We start from the raw sequence: 16,324 nt of genomic DNA, 5'->3' as shown, positions 1-16,324 counted from the left end.
GTAAGAAAAGGAGGAATTTGCATGAAAATAGGTGTATTAGGAACCGGTCTCATGGGAAAAGAAGTAGCAAGAGATCTGGCGGGAAGTGATGGCATTAAAGAGATTGGGCTTGCCGATATAGATTTACAGCGGGCTCAGGACATTTGCTATCAATTACAGTCTCCATTAATGACAGCCTACCAGGTGAATGCGAAGAATGAAGATGAGCTTGCAGATTTTATGAGCCGTTTTGATGTTATTGTGAATGCGTTATTTTATACCTTTAATGAAATTGTTGCGAAAACAGGTATTAAAGTAGGTACTTCTGTTGTTGATTTAGGTGGTCATATTGATCATATTACCGATAAAGTTCTGGATTTAGAAGGAAAGGCAAGAGCGGCAGGCGTAACCATTATCCCTGATTTAGGTGTGGCACCGGGTATGATTAATATATTATCCGGTTATGGTGTCAGTAAATTAGAAAAAGCAGCATCGATTCAATTGTTTGTGGGTGGAATTCCGGTTCATCCTGAAGCCCCTTTAAAATATAATCATGTCTTTTCGATGGAGGGAGTACTGGATCATTATACCGATCCGTCAGAAATTATACGCGAAAATAAATTGATTACAGTTCCTTCTTTATCAGAAATTGAATCCATTACATTTGATGATTTTGGAGAACTGGAAGCATTCCATACGTCAGGCGGAACATCGACACTGACAAAATCCTTTCCTTTTTTAGATACACTGGAGTATAAAACAATCCGCTATTCCGGGCATGCTGAGAAATTTAAGCTGTTAGTAGATTTGAACCTGACCAGGAATAATTATGAAGTAGTTGTGGACGGTGTACAAATCAGCCCCCGAAAGGTTTTATTAAAGGTACTTGATCCAATTGTTGATTTAAAAGATAAAGAAGATGCCGTTTTATTACGTGCGATTATTAAAGGCTATAATAAGCAGGTAAAAACACAATTCACATATGAAATGACAACATACAAAGATCAGCAGACAGGGGTAACAGCGATGGCACGTGCTACTGCAAACACCATTTCTGTTGCTGCCCAAATGATCGCTGATGGAACAATTACTAAAAAAGGAGTCTACCCTCCTGAAAAAATTATCCCGGGAGAAGCTTATATCGAAGAAATGGCGAAAAGAGGAGTAATCATAAAAGAGAAAATATCCATGGAGAACCACTCAACGATTTCCTGATCAAGTGAAAGAAAGCAATCTCATATGAAACCATGACAAAGAAGCTTCCCAAATGTTAATTTTAAAAAAGGAAGAGGTTATTTTTTCTGCATTTGAAGTAAATAGGAGGCTGAATCTCAAAAGAAATCAGATGAGCTCATTGTCTGATTTCTTTTTGAAGAGAAACAGTTCTTTAAAGCATCTTTAAAAAGCCTTTTTAAATCAAGTTTTTAAAAGGCTGTATAATCTGCAGGCATAAGAAAATCCTGCAGATTATATATAAAATTAATTAAAAACAAATACCGGTATATATATTCTCTAGAGAAAATACAAGTTCTATTTTGCTGCTTTTTGCAGTTTATGAATCATTTTTAACGCACGGCCAGTTCCAATTGCAACAGATTCTAATGGACTTGGAGCCATATGAACAGGAACACTGATCTCCTCAGCAAGCCACTCCTGCATACCGTTCAGCAGGGAACCTCCACCAGTAAGAACAATACCATTATCCACAATGTCACCACTTAATTCAGGCGGGCATTCTTCCAATGTTGCACGAATTGCTTCCAGGATTTGTTCTAAGGATTCTTTTAGAGATGCATAAATCTCTGTAGAAGTAATCTCAATCGTTTTTGGAAGTCCTGTAACCATATCACGACCGCGAATTTCCATTGTTTCTTCCTTATGATTTGGATGTGCATACCCAATTTCCATTTTAATATTTTCGGCAGTACGTTCCCCGATCAAAATATTGTATTGCTTACGGATATGCTGAATAATTTCTTCATCCATTTTGTCTCCGGCTGTACGCACAGAATTGCAGGATACAATTCCGCCAAAGGAAATAATACCAACTTCAGATGTTCCGCCGCCGATGTCCACAATAACATTTGCATAAGGTTCATCTACAGGCAGATCTGCACCGATAGCTGCTGCCACAGGTTCTTCAATTAAATGAACTTGTTTCGCACCATAGCTTGATACAGCATTATGGATTGCTCTTCTTTCCACGCTTGTACTGCCAGACGGTGTACATACAATAACATTCGGTTTACGCATAGACATCCCCAGTGTTTTGCTTACCTTTTTAAGCAGTTCTTTCAGTAATTGGGCAGTAACATCATAATCAGCAATAACTCCATCTTTTAAAGGACGGATCGGAATGATGTTCTTTGGTGTCTTACCAACCATTTCTTTTGCTTCTGTTCCTACGGCCATAACCTGTTTTGTGTTCACATCAATTGCTACGACACATGGTTCGTTTAATACAATTCCTTTTGACTTTGAATACACCAGGATATTTGCAGTTCCTAAATCAATTCCAATTTCAGCGCTTGAAAACATATATAAAATCCTCCATATAAATACATTTTTTTATTTCTATTATAATACGTGTTCAAAAAATCCTGTTTATCAGGTTTTTTGAACCTCCTTTTGTAGACAGAAAAGACAATTTACGACACTTTTCCGTATTAGATCGTGTTCAAAAGTCTAATTAATACATTCTTATTGCAGGTCTTTTGAACCTAAATGGTTATTTCATTTATACATTCGTTATACAGTTCTATTTTTAATACAGTTTCTTAAAATACTATTCTATCAAATAATTGTTTTTCTGGGGGTATTAAACTCCCTTTACTTATATAGAAAGAACTAGTCTATAAAATAAAACATAAAAGAAATGAAATCAAGTAACATTTTCGTTACAATTATGCTTATAATGTAACATTAGACCCGCTGTAGAAACTTGTCAATATTCGTTTTATAGAAATGATTTCCTGTCTATTGTTTAATTTCCAGCACAGGAGAAATATACCCAATTTAGAATAGTAGATTTGATAGGCTTTTACAAGTTTAAGAGCAAGAAATTAATGCCTGAAAAATGAGTCTGGTAAACCTTGCCTTATTTATTTCAAATATTACAGAAAAACCCGTGTTATGATCATTTTGCACAAAACAAAACAACAAAACAAAGGAGTGTATGTGCATGTTTAAGAAAGTAGGCATTGCGACTGCGTTGTCAGCAACTGTATTATTTGGAGGAGCATTTGTTTCTAATGCAGAAGCATCTGCAAATAATGGAGCTTCTCCTCAAAATTCTATGCAGGTTTATTATTCAGTTAATGGACAAGGCTGGAACGAATTAAATAATGAGCAATTCGAACAAACTGGCTTCGATTGCTTTAATATGATAAATGGAGAAGCTGCTCCAAACGCTGAAGCTGAAGCAGAGGCAGAAGCGCCAGCAGAAAATCAGTCTTCTGAGCAAGCAAATAAAGAAGAGACTGGTAATAATGAAGAAGCTGAGAAAAATACAGAAGATCAGCAAGCTGATGGTGACGTTAGTCAATTTGAACAAGAAGTAGTTGACTTAACAAACCAGGAAAGAGAAAAACAAGGACTTGCTCCACTTGAATTAGATACGGAGTTAAGCAAAGTAGCCCGCGAGAAATCGAAGGATATGCAGGCAAACAACTATTTTGATCACAATAGCCCAAACTATGGTTCCCCATTTGATATGATGCAAAGCTTCGGTATTGATTACAGCACTGCTGGTGAAAACATTGCTCAAGGGCAACAGTCTCCAGAAGAAGTAGTAGATGCATGGATGAATAGTGAAGGACACCGTGAAAACATCATGAACGGTGATTTCACTCATATTGGAATTGGTTACGTAGAAGACGGTAACTACTGGACACAAATGTTTATTGGAAAATAAGCAGATGAACTTTATAGTTTAAATAAAAAACCTTTCCGCTGGAATAACTATCTTTTAAAAAGGTAGTACACCCGTGCGGAAAGGTTTTTTTATTATGAATTTACTTTTTCATTAGTCTGATTAACTTTTAATATATTGTTATTTGTTAACTGCTTCAGGTCTTCCAGACTGTAGCCAAGTTCTTCAAGTATTTCATTATTATGCTGCCCCAAAAGCGGAGCCGGTTTTTGAAGTTTGCCGGGAGTTTCGGAAAATTTAGCTGGAAAACCGAGTGTTTTCATGGAGCCGCCTGCCGGGTGCTCATAATCTAAAATCATGTCCCGTGCTTGAATCTGTTCATTACCGAGAGCCTGATCATAGGATAAGATTGGACCAGATGGAATTCCATGCTTTTCTAATAAATTTAACCAATAGTCAGAGGTATTGCCTGTTAATATTTTCTCCATCTCTGCTTCTAACTCTTCTACGTTTCCTGCACGAATACTATTTGTTAAGAAACGCTCCTCATTAATCCATTCCGGTTTATGAAGAACGTGCTGACATAGATTTTCCCACAGTTTCTGATTTCCGGCACCAATCAGGATGAAGCCATCCTTTGTTTTAAATCCCTGATAAGGAGCTGAAACACGGTGTGCTGTACCATTACGGGCTGCAACCTCACCTTTTCCAAAAAAGGCAGCAGCCTCCCAGACAGTCCATGCTAACCCGGAATCGACGAGGGAAATATCAATATATTGTCCTTTTCCTCCTTTAAGCCGATGAATATAAGCTGCTAGAATAGATTGAATGGCTGTTTCTGCAGCAGCAATGTCATGGATAGCGATACCTACTTTTGCAGGTTTACCTTCTTTGTCACCAGTCATATCAATTAAACCGGAAAGTCCCTGTGCCATAATATCGAATCCGCCCTTATCACGATAAGGCCCTGTTTGCCCATAGCCAGAAATAGAACAATAGATAATATCTGAATTAATTTCTTTTAATATTTCATAATCAATACCGAGCTTTTTGGTAACGCCGGGGCGGTAATTTTCAACGAGAACATCTGCATCCTTAATCAGGTCATAGAAAACCTTTAATCCTGCTTCCGTTTTTAAATTTACGCACATTCCCCGCTTATTGCGATTTACCATCATGTACATATAGCTTTCTTCATTAATATAAGGTCCCATTGTCCGTGTATCATCACCCAGCGGATATTTCTCCACTTTAATAACATCCGCTCCCATGTCGCCAAATACCATTGTGCAATAAGGACCGGCAAGAACCTGAGATAAATCTACGACTTTCATTCCTTTAAGAGCTTGTTCCAATATATTTCTCTCCTTTATAGAAAACCCTTAATTAAGAAAAATCTGGTTTCCGTTTTTCTAAAAAGGCTTGAATGCCTTCTGTATAATCAATTGAGCTGTAAGAGTCTAAGACAAGATTTGCGATATCTTCTGTTTCCTGATTTTCACCATCAATAATTGCCTGGATGACCTGTTTAATTCCTGCATTGGCAACAGAGGATTTTTGTAGCACACGTTTTGCAAAAGTATTAACATCCTGCTCGATTTCCTGAGGATTACAGACAAAATCGATAAGGCCAATTTCTTCGCCTTTTTCCGCCGTAATTAATTCTGCTGTATAAAGTAATTTCTTTGCTTGGGATGGTCCAACCAGATTAAATAGACGTTTGGTGCTTGTCAGATTGTAAATGATTCCGATATTGGCTGCTGTAATGCCAAGCTTGCTTCCTTTCGTTGCAAAGCGAAAATCACATGAATTAGCCAGTTCAAGTCCTCCGCCGATAGCAAGTGTCTGAATTAACGCTGCTGTCGGTCTGGGAAAGCGATAGAGCTTTTCAATAGCTCCAAGTGCAAAATCGTTATATGCTTTTGCTTTTTCAGCATGCAGGCGGACTTCCAGAAACTCATTGATATCAGCACCGGCAGAAAATGCAGTATCATTAACACCCCGAAGGATCAGGAATTTCACTGATGGATCTTCTTTTAATTCATCCAATAAATCCTCAAGGTGACGGAACATCGCCAGAGAGAAGCAGTTCTTTTTTTCGGGCCGATTAATAACAATCGTTGCAATGGAGCCATTTCTTTCGATATAAAGATAATTAGACATATAAAATAAATCCCTTCGTAATGATTATTTTGTCAATATCCAGATATGTATTGATATAGGTAATATGAAATCTCGTTTAGGGGGAGAAGCTTTTTTCATCCCCCGCTAAAAATTGATTTAACGTTTTCTTTCTTGGAGTAAGAGTCATGCTGCAAGTTAACACATTAATAACTATTTTAATCTTCCCAGCCCGGGATTATGGAGCCTTCAAATTCTTCTTCAATAAATGCTTTTACTTTATCAGACTGATAAGCGTTAACCAGTGTTTCTACGACTGGATCATCCTCATTTTCCGCACGGACAACAATGTAGTTTACATATGGTGAGTTAGTAGATTCCAGCAGGATAGAGTCATCTTTCGGGCTGATTCCAGCTCCTAAAGCGAAGTTCGTATTAATCGCTGCAGCGTCTACTTCACTTAATTGATTAGGGATTTGGGCAGCATCTAATTCTACAAATTCCAGATCAAGCGGATTATCAATAACATCATGAATAGACGCTGTTTCTTTGCTTTCTTCATCAAGCGTAATCAAACCGGCTTCTTCTAAAATGAATAGAGATCTGCTTCCGTTAGATGGATCGTTCGGAAGCCCGAATGTTGCACCTTGAGGGAGGTCCTCAATACTGTCATATTTTTCTGAGTAAACACCCATTGGATTTAAAATAGTCTCTCCAACCGGTACTAAATCTGTATTATGGTTTTCATTAAATTCATCCAAGAATGGTTTGTGCTGATAGCTGTTTGCATCCAGATCTCCTTCATCTAATGTTGTATTTGGCAGCACATAATCAGAGAAGGTTTTTATTTCTATTTCAAGTCCTTCTTCTTCAGCAACCTCTGCAGCGACTTCTAAAATTTGCTCCTGCGGTCCGGCAGTAACACCGACAATCAGTTTGTCTTCGCTGAGTGCTTCAGCATTTTTACCGCAGGCGGCGAGTATCCCGGATAATAAAATAACAGCTAGTAATGCTAATTTCTTCATGTTCTTCCACCTCGTATTTTTTTAATAAAAAAAGAAAGCCTCTCTTACTTCGAATGAAAGAAAGAGAGGCTTGTCCAATGTACAAAATTCCTCTCTTATCTTTCAAAACGTATCGTTTTGCAGGATTTAGCACCTTTTTATGCCTAAACATAAAAGGTTGCCGAGCTTCAACGGGCCAGTCCCTCAGCTACTCTTGATAAGAGATATTAGGATTCAATTTTATTATTAAGTAATAAGTTAATCTAAATTTTCATTTAAGTCAATACTTTTTTAAATAATAGGAATATAAAAATTGCTAAAGAATAGCCGCTCCAGAAATACACTCCGCTTTCCGTGGGCCCCGAGCTCATCTCCTCGAAAAAAAGAAGAGCACTTTTTTCCTGCGGGGTCTTTCCACTGCGCATTCCCACAGGAGTCTCCGTGTATTTCTTCCGGGACTGCGATTACTCGCCCTATCGAAAACCATCGCAGCGGACATCTCCTTGGCAAGAAAACCAGTATTTTAAAGACTAATTGATTTTCTTGGTTTTTCTCAATTATTATAATTTTATTTGTTTTTGAACAGTATTATTTCCTTTTAAAACACAAATAATTAATATTAAGTATGTTAATGGGTAAATAATTGTTATACGGGGTATAGTTCTTATAAAGGATGTTCAGGAATGTTTCGAGCTTAGTCAATCAGTTCTTTTTATTGGCTTTTTTGAACACGAACTGATATTTACTATTATATAGAAGTGAGGTGTCAATACATGGTACAAGGATATGTAAATTTAAATACTGAAAAAAATAAACAATGGCTTCAGGAATATGTAGATAATTGGGTGGCTTTTTTTAAGAAACAGACAGATACGGGGAAGGTTGCTGATTACATACCGAAATTAGAGGAAGCAGACCCTGATGCTTTAGGTATTACGATTATTGGTAAGGGAGGGATGCAAATCCGTTCAGGAGATTTAAATCACTCCTTCTCCATTCAAAGTATATCCAAGGTTCTCAGTTTTATTGTTGCATGTATTGATAGGGGAATAACCTATGTTTTGCAGCGTGTAGATGTAGAGCCGACTGGGGAAGCATTTAATTCCATAATGCATTTGCAAATTAATAATCCGAAGCGCCCTTTTAATCCTTTGGTAAATTCAGGAGCGATTACAGTATCTTCTTTATTAAATGGAAATACATCAGATGAAAAGCTGGAGCCATTATTTAACTTAATGGAAAAAATAATCGGCTACAGACCTGAAATTGATGTAGATGTTTATGTGTCTGAACGTGATACATCGATGCGTAATCGGGCTATTGGCTACTATTTGCTGGAAGAGGGGTATTTGGAGTCGGACTTGGGAGTAACGCTGGAAACTTATTTTAAACAATGCTCCATTAATATTACGACCGATGATTTAGCCCGAATTGGACTGGTTCTTTCAAACGACGGAGTTCATCCTGATACAGAAGAAATAATTATCCCTAAGAATGTAGCTCGAATTGCCAAATCTCTGATGTTAACATGTGGTATGTATGATGCTTCCGGGAAATTTGCTTCCTATGTCGGTATTCCTGCAAAAAGTGGTGTTTCTGGAGGTATTTTAGCAGTCGTACCGCCAAGGGTCCGTGATAATGATTTGCCCTTTTTAGATGGCTGCGGTATTGGTGTATTTGGGCCGGCATTGGATAAGCAGGGAAATAGTGTTGCAGGAATTAAATTGCTCCGTCATATTGCAAACAGCTGGGATATGAGCGTGTTTTAGCGTCTGTATCTTTTCGACAAAAATGGAAGCAGGATAACAACTTTCTACAATTAACTCTTTGCTTATCGGGCTAAGTTGCTTATAATGGAGTTACAGCAAAACACCCTAAACTTATTAAGCACTGTTTAGGGTGTTCATTGAGAAGGGCTTATTTTTAAGCTGACGCGAGATGAATGGGGTGAATAGCGATTGGTGCGTGTTTTATTTGTTTGTTTAGGTAATATTTGCCGTTCCCCGATGGCGGAAGCAATATTCAGGGATCTTGTTAAGAAAGAGCATCTGGAAGATAAGATAGAGGTTGATTCTTGCGGTACTGGTGACTGGCATCTCGGGCAATCACCTCATCCGGGAACCAAGGAAATACTTGATCAGCAGGGCATTTCCTATGACGGAGTGAAATCAAGGCTGCTTACAGCCGATGATTTTGAGCAGTTTGATTATATGGTTGCGATGGATCAAAATAATTATAATACGCTTACCGGGTCCAACAATCATGAGAAAACAGCAGTTGTGAAATTAATGGAGTTTGTGGAAGACATAGAAGAAGATGACATTCCTGATCCATATTACACAGGAGATTTCGGACAAACGAATCGATTAGTTTCAGAAGGCTGTTACGGGTTACTTCAATTTTTAAAAGAAAAGCATCATTTAAATTAAAGGAGAGATACTAATGGGAAAACGTAAAATTATTTTAGGTGTTATTGCAGGAGCAGTTGTAGGAGGAGCAGCATCATTGCTGGACAAAGAAGCGCGCAGTTATGCCTGCGGAAAAGTAAAGGATATGAAAGCTGCATCATCTTATTATATCAGCAATCCTTCTGAAGCAATTCAAGGCCTGCAAAAAACAGTGGATAAGGTGAATCATGTTTTTGAGAGCGGATCTTCTAATGCTATGAATGCTTTAGAGCAAGTGGAGCAAACATTAGATAAAGTTACGAATAAATATTCAGGGAAAGCAATAGATTAATACAGGATGTTCAAAAGTAAGGAACGCTGGAAGGATAAAAACGTAAAAAATAAAATGTTATCTTTATTTCGTATGGAGGTAAGATTTTAATTTCTCCCTTCTCCTTTTTTGAACAAGCTATTTAAAAATGGAAGTTCAAAAAGTGATAAGGGCAGGTGGACCAGCATTCGAAACCTTCAGATTATAGGCAAAGATTTTTGGAGACGTTATGGAGAAGTCGAGGTGTTTGGATTAGCAGCTCAGCTTTCTTATTTCTTTATTTTGTCTTTATTTCCTTTTTTAATCTTCTTACTTAACCTGATTCCGTACCTGCCGATTGATATGGATTTAATTTTGGAAACAATTGGAGATTTTGCGCCGGAACAGGTGATGGGCCTGATTACAACGAATCTGCAATCATTAACTGTTCAAAACAGCGGCTTGCTTTCCATCAGTATCATTGGAACATTATGGGCTGCTTCAAATGGTGTTAATGCAATTACAAGAGCATTTAACCATGCTTACGGAATAAAGACAGACCGCTCCTTTCTGGTTTCGCGGCTTGTAGCGATGATGCTTACAATAGGAATGGTTTTAATTATTATATTAGCTTTGCTGTTGCCGGTATTTGGAAAAATGATTGGGACATATCTTTTTTCCTGGATTGGTTTTACAGATACTTTTTTAGCAGCATGGGGGACCTTGCGATGGGTAGCGTCATCCCTTATCTTCTTTATAGTACTGCTCTTTTTGTATAAGCTTGCACCAAATCGGAGACTCAAATTTTCACAGGTGGTCTGGGGCACAGCATTTGCAACACTTGCCTGGCAGCTGGTCTCCTGGGGGTTTTCCTTTTATGTGCATAACTTAGGAAATTTTTCCGCCACTTATGGCAGCTTAGGTACGATCATTATTTTGTTAATCTGGTTCTATTTATTTGGAATTATTATTATTACCGGCGGCATTCTAAATGCTACGGTTCTGAATCAGAAAAGAATTTAAAAATGAAACGGCAAATTATCTCGCCGTTTCATTTTTTTTGTGAAAAGAAATGAAACATTAATTATACGTTCGTTGGGTGTGTTATTATGCATTTTAAAATTTATTATACAGATTAATAAATAGTTTTCATATAAACCTTTCTTTGTTATACTATTTCTGTGTAAAACGTATAATACAGGGAGGTTTTATAGTGAGAAAGAACTTATTTATTTTTAGTTTTATGCTTCTCGCAGTATTTTTATTGACTGCTTGCGGTGAAGGGGACAATGACAACAAAGATAATGCCGAAGCAGAGGATAAGCATTGGGAGGAAATTCAGGAAAAAGGGGAAATCGTGGCCGGTACTTCCGGAACGCTGATTGGCGCATCCTACTATGATGAGAATGATGAGTTAACAGGCTATACTGTGGAAATCATGAAAGAGATTGGGAAACGTTTAGATTTAGAGGTTAAATTTGAAATCATGGGAGCGGATGATTTAGCTACAGCAATTAATAGCGGCAGAATTGATGTTGGAGCTAATGATGCAACGATAACAGAAAAAAACCAGGAGAAATTTGGATTTTCTGATCCATATAAATTCTCTTATATTGTGGCAGCGGTAAGAGAATCGGATAATTCAGGTATAGAAACACTTGATGATTTAGAAGGAAAAAAAGCGGGCGGAGCAGCTACAACTATTTACAGTCAAATTGCAGAGCATTTCGGGGCGGAGGTTGTAACGTATGGGAACGCTCCAAATGAAGCTTATCTGAGTGATATAAGTACAGGACGAACAGATTTGGTATTAAATGATTATTATCTGACTAAATTTGGGGTAGCAGCATTCCCTGATTTTGATTTACATCTGCATCCTACACTGAAATTTAATCCGACTGAGCAGGCGATAATGATGCCAAAAGATGCAAGTAAGCTGCAGGAAGAAATTAACGGTGCTTTAAACGATATGCGTGAAGATGGTACATTAAGCGAATTGGCAAAAGAATTCTATGAAGAAGATGCTTCTGAGGAACCGGATGTAGAAGTTGAAATTGTAGAAGGTCTGGATTTTTAGAGGTTATTAATGGATATATCAAATGTGAATTTCGGAGGATTCTTTGATGTTCAATTAGCCTGGGAGAACTTGCCGTTTGTGTTGGGAGGGCTTCCCATCACCCTGCTTATTTCCATTGGAAGTATGCTTATTGGACTTATTTTAGGACTGTTGTTAGCCTTGGCAAGAAGCTCTAAATATGGATTATTAAGGTGGCCGGCACGACTGTATATATCGTTTATGCGAGGGACACCGATTATCGTATTTTTATATATTCTGTACCTGGGGTTGCCTTCAGCGGGAATTCAGCTTGCAGCTGTTCACGCTGCAATTATTGGACTGGGTTTGAATAGTGCTGCCTATATTGCTGAAATTGACAGATCCGCATTAAATAGTGTAGAGAAGGGACAATGGGAATCGTCACGGGCGTTGAATATGCCTTACTGGCTGACGTTACGTAAAATTATTTTGCCTCAAGCTACCCGGATTGCAATCCCTCCGTTGACAAATGTTTTTATGGATATTGTGAAGGCAACTTCTTTAACAGCAGTGATAACAGTGCCTGAGTTATTTCAAAAAGCGCAAATTGTCGCTGGAAGAGAATTTGATGCAATGACCATGTACGTATTAGTAGCACTTATCTATTGGCCGGTGTGTATTTTGATTGGCATGTTGCAGGAGCGTTTGGAGAAAAGGTATAGTGCATTTATAAAATAAATATAGTGAATGAAAAGAGGCGTCTTTTAAAATGAAAAGGATGTCTCTTTTTAATTGCCAAAAAGTCTCAAATCATCCGGTGCATAGTTTTCTTCCTTTCTGAAAAAAATAAACAAAAAGAAAGGAAGGTACGGAAATGAAAAAATGCAATCGTGTCTGTTTTTTTATGCTGCTCTTATGTTTAACATGGCTGTGGATGCCGATGAATAGTTTTGCTGAAGAAATAAAAGAGAAAAAAGAATCTGATATACCTAGTCATGTACTGGATGTATCTAAAGAAAATACATTCCCGAATTCAACTGAGGACCAGGAAATTATTGAGGCGAGTGATCTAACAAAGGAATTAATCGAAGGTGTTGGTATACCAATTGAAAATCCGGAGCTGATTAAAATTTTAAATGAAAGCAATATTAAACCATCACCCATTGCAATTGGCTACCGCGGTATGGTTTATCTGGGAAGATGGCCGATAAATTATCAATCCAGTGAATCCAACGTAAACTGGGAATATCAGCTGATAAATAAGAATGAAATGAATAATGTCGGCGGTGACCAGGCGCAGGAAATGAGTTATTATCAACAGGAACAAAAAGAAATAAAAGGTGCCCTGACCAGTAAAATAAGTAATCCGGAACAAGTAAAAACAATGATGTTATTAAAGGCAAGCGAAAAAACAAAATTGCCTCTATCTTATCAAACCGTTATTGGACATAATACAAAATTGGCAAATTCATATAACATCCCGGTTCAGAAGCATGGAATACTGGACGCCTATGCTCCTGCAGTTAATGAAAAGGGACAGGTAACCTTCGGAGAAGTCTATATTGAATTAAAAGGATCCAATAAAACGATTCAGATTAAAAACGTAACAAAACAAGGAATTGGCGCCTGGATACCTGTACAGGATTATTTATCTTTCTCCTTTAAAGTTAAATAAAATGTATGCCAAAAGCGGCCTGTTTATAATAGACCTGATTTCGATGATTTGAACTGGATGCAGCTAGTTTTGAATAAACGCTAACTCCCGCATCATTCTATGATTTTTAATTTCTGTAACAAAGGATTGCCAATAGGCGGTCCTTTTTCTCTTAAATGGTGGTATTTGTATGAGTTGAACTAAATAATTCCTCATTGACCTGATATGTGCTTTTGATCCATTCGTGTGAATTACGATTCACACGAATGGATCAAACGAAGTATTGTCAGGAAAGAAAAATCTCTTGCAATTTCCTCTTTGTTGCTTTATCATGATAAAGTGTTAAAGATATTATTTATTGGAGGAAGTAAGATGGAATGGGTTGTTATCTCAGCAGTCTTATTAATGACTGTTTTATGTTTGTTAAAAGTAAATGTTATTTTAGCTATTATTATTTCTGCTATTTCAGCAGGCTTAATGACAGGACTCGGGTTTGTTGATTCTGTCAAATTAATGGTGAGCGGGATGGGAGATTCTGCAAATACAGCGCTCAGCTATGTTTTATTAGGTGCTTTTGCGGTGGCTATCAGCTACACAGGAATTACAAAGATTTTAGTGAATTTTATAATTCGGGTATTAACAGGAAAGAAAACAATGATGCTATTCGCATTAGCCGGTATTGCGTGTTTATCTCAAAATTTAGTACCGGTGCACATCGCTTTTATTCCTATTTTAATTCCTCCATTACTAAAATTATTTGACCAAATGAGAATGGATCGCCGTGCAGTAGCGGTCGCACTGACATTTGGTTTGAAAGCACCATATATTATGATTCCTGCTGGTTTTGGATTATTATTCCAAGATTTGATTTTAAAAGGGCTGGAATCAAACGGTGCAGAAATCACTCTCCATGAGGTAACTTTATCTATGCTTATTCCTGGTCTGGGGATGATTGCCGGTTTATTAATCGGTGTATTGGTTACTTATAGAAAAGATAAAAAGCAGAACGGTGAAGTGAAAGAGGCTAAAATACAAAAAGAGGATTTAGTTGAGGAAGTAACATTCAACAAGAAGCATTTACTCACACTCGTTGCCATTGTATTAGCACTGATTGTACAAATTATTACAGGAAACTTAATTTTAGGCTCATTAACTGGAATTATTGCTCTGTTCGTATTGGTCGTTATTCCATATAGAGAGCTGGATAGTGTAATGACACAGGGAATCGCTATGATGGGAACTATTTCATTCGTTATTTTAGTGGCAGCAGGCTTTGCAAAAACGTTGCAGGAAACAGGTGCTGTCGATAAATTAGTTGAGGCTTCCGCTTCGGTATTAGGCGATAATAAGCCATTAATTGCATTTGTACTATTATTGTTAGGATTGGTTATCACTATTGGCATTGGAACTTCATTCGGAACTATACCAATTATTGCGGCTTTATTTGTGCCTATATGTCTGACGGCAGGCTTTTCACCATTAGCAACAGCTGCTTTAGTCGGAACAGCCGGCGCATTAGGAGATGCAGGTTCACCAGCGTCTGACAGCACACTTGGTCCGACATCAGGTCTTAATGCAGATGGGAAACATAATCACATTTGGGATACTTGTGTCCCGACGTTTATACACTATAATATTCCGTTATTTATTTTTGGGTGGATTGCTGCGATGGTTTTATAAGAAAAGCGTATAATAATAGAGGTAAAAGGAAAAGGTAAGAGAAAAAACCGGGTGGGATTTGAATGAAACAACTAATCGCTTTCCTGTTATCGCTTGCCTTTTTCTTTTGTGCTTTCACATGGAATACAGCTTCCGCGTATGGGTGGGGCTACCAGAAAAATAATAATCATACACCTCCAGAGATAGGGTCGTACCAGGAAGTATTGGATAAATACAATGCCTTTTATCTGGATGACAGTGGAGAGAAAAATCTTTATCTTACTTTTGACAACGGCTACGAGCAGGGCTTTACCTCTGACATATTGGATGTATTAAAGAAAGAAGAAGTCCCTGCAACTTTTTTTGTAACAGGACATTATGTAGAAAGTGAGCCTGATTTGGTCAAAAGAATGGTGGAGGAAGGGCATATTATCGGTAATCACTCTTACCATCACCCGGACTTTACAATTATGAATAAGGAAGCCATTGAAAAAGAACTGACAGACTTAGAGCAGGCAGTTGCCGAGGTGAGTGACCAGGATGAATTAATATTTGTCAGACCTCCGCGGGGGACATTCAGTTCAGATACATTGAAATGGTCAACAGAACTCGGACTTGTTCATGTATTTTGGTCACTGGCCTTTAAGGATTGGGAGACAAACTCGCAAAAAGGCGCAGATTACGCTTATGATGAGATTATGAAACAGATCCATCCCGGAGCAATTATTTTACTGCATGCTGTCTCCAGCGATAATGCAGCTGCTCTGGAAAAAGTAATTCAGGATTTAAAAGAAGAAGGATATCAATTTAAAAGCTTAGATGATTTATGGATGCGTAAGCAATTGCCGAAGCAGTTTCTTTATTAAAGAAACTGTCCTTTTAAAGAAGAGATGGGAAAATCAGAAAAATTGTTCTGATAAAACCTTGTGCTTCTAAAAGGACAGTTTTTTTGTTATACTGCAAAAAAATAATCATTGTATAGAGGTTGAAATAATATTTTCGTTCGGATAACTATAAAATAACACTCATTTTTAACTTAATTACTCAACTTTCGGACTTTAAAAAGTAACTTCCTATCCATAAGAACAGGGGTTGATCATTTCTTCCATATATCTGTTGACAAAGATAGAAGGTAAAGTCTAAAGCGACCGCTACGGCGGACCGTTTTGCTTTCCTAGGGGCACGCTCTTCAGCTAACTTTTGCCAAGAAGATCACTTGGCAAAAGTGGATCTTCAGATGGTGCTAATCCCTCAGGAGTCAAAACGGTCCGCCTCCGCTAGCAGGATATTCTATACTGAAATAA

The 16,324-nt window shown here is 37.7% G+C and carries 15 protein-coding genes and 1 riboswitch; of the genes, 11 read left to right on the top strand and 4 right to left on the bottom strand.

Going from position 1 to position 16,324, the window contains the following annotated elements:
• Positions 1–21: 21 nt before the first annotated feature.
• Positions 22–1,194 (top strand): saccharopine dehydrogenase family protein, encoded by a 1,173-nt coding sequence (locus tag BN1068_RS15390; RefSeq protein ID WP_077603709.1) that lies wholly within the window; start codon positions 22–24, stop codon positions 1,192–1,194.
• A 315-nt stretch (positions 1,195–1,509) separates the two neighbouring features.
• Here the strand turns inward: BN1068_RS15390 and mreBH are convergent, their stop codons facing one another.
• Positions 1,510–2,517, bottom strand: a complete 1,008-nt coding sequence (gene mreBH / locus BN1068_RS15385; RefSeq protein ID WP_077603708.1) for a rod-share determining protein MreBH — start codon at positions 2,515–2,517, stop codon at positions 1,510–1,512.
• Positions 2,518–3,160: 643 nt separating this feature from the next.
• Between mreBH and BN1068_RS15380 the strand changes: the two genes are divergently transcribed.
• The gene (locus BN1068_RS15380; protein ID WP_077603707.1) at positions 3,161–3,892 is read left to right on the top strand and encodes a CAP domain-containing protein; all 732 of its coding nucleotides are present in this window, start codon (positions 3,161–3,163) and stop codon (positions 3,890–3,892) included.
• 92 nt (positions 3,893–3,984) lie between these two features.
• On the opposite strand, the gene BN1068_RS15375 is transcribed toward BN1068_RS15380, so the two are convergent.
• The 3 genes from BN1068_RS15375 to BN1068_RS15365 form a co-directional block, all read right to left on the bottom strand.
• Entirely contained in the window at positions 3,985–5,205 is a 1,221-nt protein-coding gene (locus BN1068_RS15375; protein ID WP_077603706.1) for a CaiB/BaiF CoA transferase family protein, read from the bottom strand.
• A gap of 31 nt (positions 5,206–5,236) precedes the next feature.
• On the bottom strand, positions 5,237–6,013 hold the full coding sequence (locus tag BN1068_RS15370) for an enoyl-CoA hydratase/isomerase family protein (RefSeq protein ID WP_077603705.1): 777 nt from the start codon (positions 6,011–6,013) through the stop codon (positions 5,237–5,239).
• 176 nt (positions 6,014–6,189) lie between these two features.
• On the bottom strand, positions 6,190–6,996 hold the full coding sequence (locus BN1068_RS15365) for a MetQ/NlpA family ABC transporter substrate-binding protein (RefSeq protein ID WP_077603704.1): 807 nt from the start codon (positions 6,994–6,996) through the stop codon (positions 6,190–6,192).
• A 92-nt stretch (positions 6,997–7,088) separates the two neighbouring features.
• Positions 7,089–7,199: riboswitch (SAM riboswitch) on the bottom strand.
• Between the two features lie 549 nt (positions 7,200–7,748).
• Between BN1068_RS15365 and BN1068_RS15360 the strand changes: the two genes are divergently transcribed.
• The 9 genes from BN1068_RS15360 to pdaA all read left to right on the top strand — a co-directional run bounded on the left by BN1068_RS15360 (position 7,749) and on the right by pdaA (position 15,886).
• A complete protein-coding gene (locus BN1068_RS15360; protein ID WP_077603703.1) occupies positions 7,749–8,744 on the top strand; it encodes a glutaminase in 996 nt (331 codons plus the stop codon).
• 192 nt (positions 8,745–8,936) lie between these two features.
• Positions 8,937–9,404, top strand: coding sequence for a low molecular weight protein-tyrosine-phosphatase (locus BN1068_RS15355; protein ID WP_311200297.1), 468 nt, complete (start codon positions 8,937–8,939; stop codon positions 9,402–9,404).
• A 13-nt stretch (positions 9,405–9,417) separates the two neighbouring features.
• On the top strand, positions 9,418–9,714 hold the full coding sequence (locus BN1068_RS15350; RefSeq protein WP_077603701.1) for a YtxH domain-containing protein: 297 nt from the start codon (positions 9,418–9,420) through the stop codon (positions 9,712–9,714).
• Between the two features lie 165 nt (positions 9,715–9,879).
• Complete coding sequence (locus tag BN1068_RS15345) at positions 9,880–10,695, top strand: YihY/virulence factor BrkB family protein (RefSeq protein ID WP_077604093.1); 816 nt, start codon at positions 9,880–9,882, stop codon at positions 10,693–10,695.
• 190 nt (positions 10,696–10,885) lie between these two features.
• Entirely contained in the window at positions 10,886–11,749 is an 864-nt protein-coding gene (locus tag BN1068_RS15340; protein ID WP_254846787.1) for a transporter substrate-binding domain-containing protein, read from the top strand.
• 9 nt (positions 11,750–11,758) lie between these two features.
• Entirely contained in the window at positions 11,759–12,445 is a 687-nt protein-coding gene (locus BN1068_RS15335) for an amino acid ABC transporter permease (protein ID WP_077603700.1), read from the top strand.
• Between the two features lie 196 nt (positions 12,446–12,641).
• Positions 12,642–13,382 (top strand): YfkD famly protein, encoded by a 741-nt coding sequence (locus BN1068_RS15330; RefSeq protein ID WP_254846808.1) that lies wholly within the window; start codon positions 12,642–12,644, stop codon positions 13,380–13,382.
• Positions 13,383–13,733: 351 nt separating this feature from the next.
• Positions 13,734–15,041: a Na+/H+ antiporter family protein gene (locus tag BN1068_RS15325; protein WP_077603698.1), complete on the top strand. Its 1,308-nt coding sequence runs from the start codon at positions 13,734–13,736 to the stop codon at positions 15,039–15,041.
• A gap of 62 nt (positions 15,042–15,103) precedes the next feature.
• Positions 15,104–15,886, top strand: a complete 783-nt coding sequence (gene pdaA, locus BN1068_RS15320; protein WP_077603697.1) for a delta-lactam-biosynthetic de-N-acetylase — start codon at positions 15,104–15,106, stop codon at positions 15,884–15,886.
• Positions 15,887–16,324: the final 438 nt, after the last annotated feature.

The sequence above is a fragment of the Oceanobacillus sojae genome (assembly GCF_900162665.1).
In the GTDB taxonomy this organism is placed as follows: Bacteria; Bacillota; Bacilli; order Bacillales; family Amphibacillaceae; genus Oceanobacillus; species Oceanobacillus sojae_A.
This window is presented reverse-complemented; position numbering and strand designations above follow the sequence as displayed.

Coding starts and splice junctions, on each gene's coding strand:
- BN1068_RS15365 (WP_077603704.1), bottom strand. CDS start 6,996: ATGAAGAAATTAGCATTACTAGCTGTTATTTTATTATCCGGGATACTC.
- BN1068_RS15380 (WP_077603707.1), top strand. CDS start 3,161: ATGTTTAAGAAAGTAGGCATTGCGACTGCGTTGTCAGCAACTGTATTA.
- BN1068_RS15350 (WP_077603701.1), top strand. CDS start 9,418: ATGGGAAAACGTAAAATTATTTTAGGTGTTATTGCAGGAGCAGTTGTA.
- BN1068_RS15370 (WP_077603705.1), bottom strand. CDS start 6,013: ATGTCTAATTATCTTTATATCGAAAGAAATGGCTCCATTGCAACGATT.
- mreBH (WP_077603708.1), bottom strand. CDS start 2,517: ATGTTTTCAAGCGCTGAAATTGGAATTGATTTAGGAACTGCAAATATC.
- BN1068_RS15325 (WP_077603698.1), top strand. CDS start 13,734: ATGGAATGGGTTGTTATCTCAGCAGTCTTATTAATGACTGTTTTATGT.
- BN1068_RS15390 (WP_077603709.1), top strand. CDS start 22: ATGAAAATAGGTGTATTAGGAACCGGTCTCATGGGAAAAGAAGTAGCA.
- BN1068_RS15335 (WP_077603700.1), top strand. CDS start 11,759: ATGGATATATCAAATGTGAATTTCGGAGGATTCTTTGATGTTCAATTA.
- pdaA (WP_077603697.1), top strand. CDS start 15,104: ATGAAACAACTAATCGCTTTCCTGTTATCGCTTGCCTTTTTCTTTTGT.
- BN1068_RS15330 (WP_254846808.1), top strand. CDS start 12,642: ATGCCGATGAATAGTTTTGCTGAAGAAATAAAAGAGAAAAAAGAATCT.
- BN1068_RS15360 (WP_077603703.1), top strand. CDS start 7,749: ATGGTACAAGGATATGTAAATTTAAATACTGAAAAAAATAAACAATGG.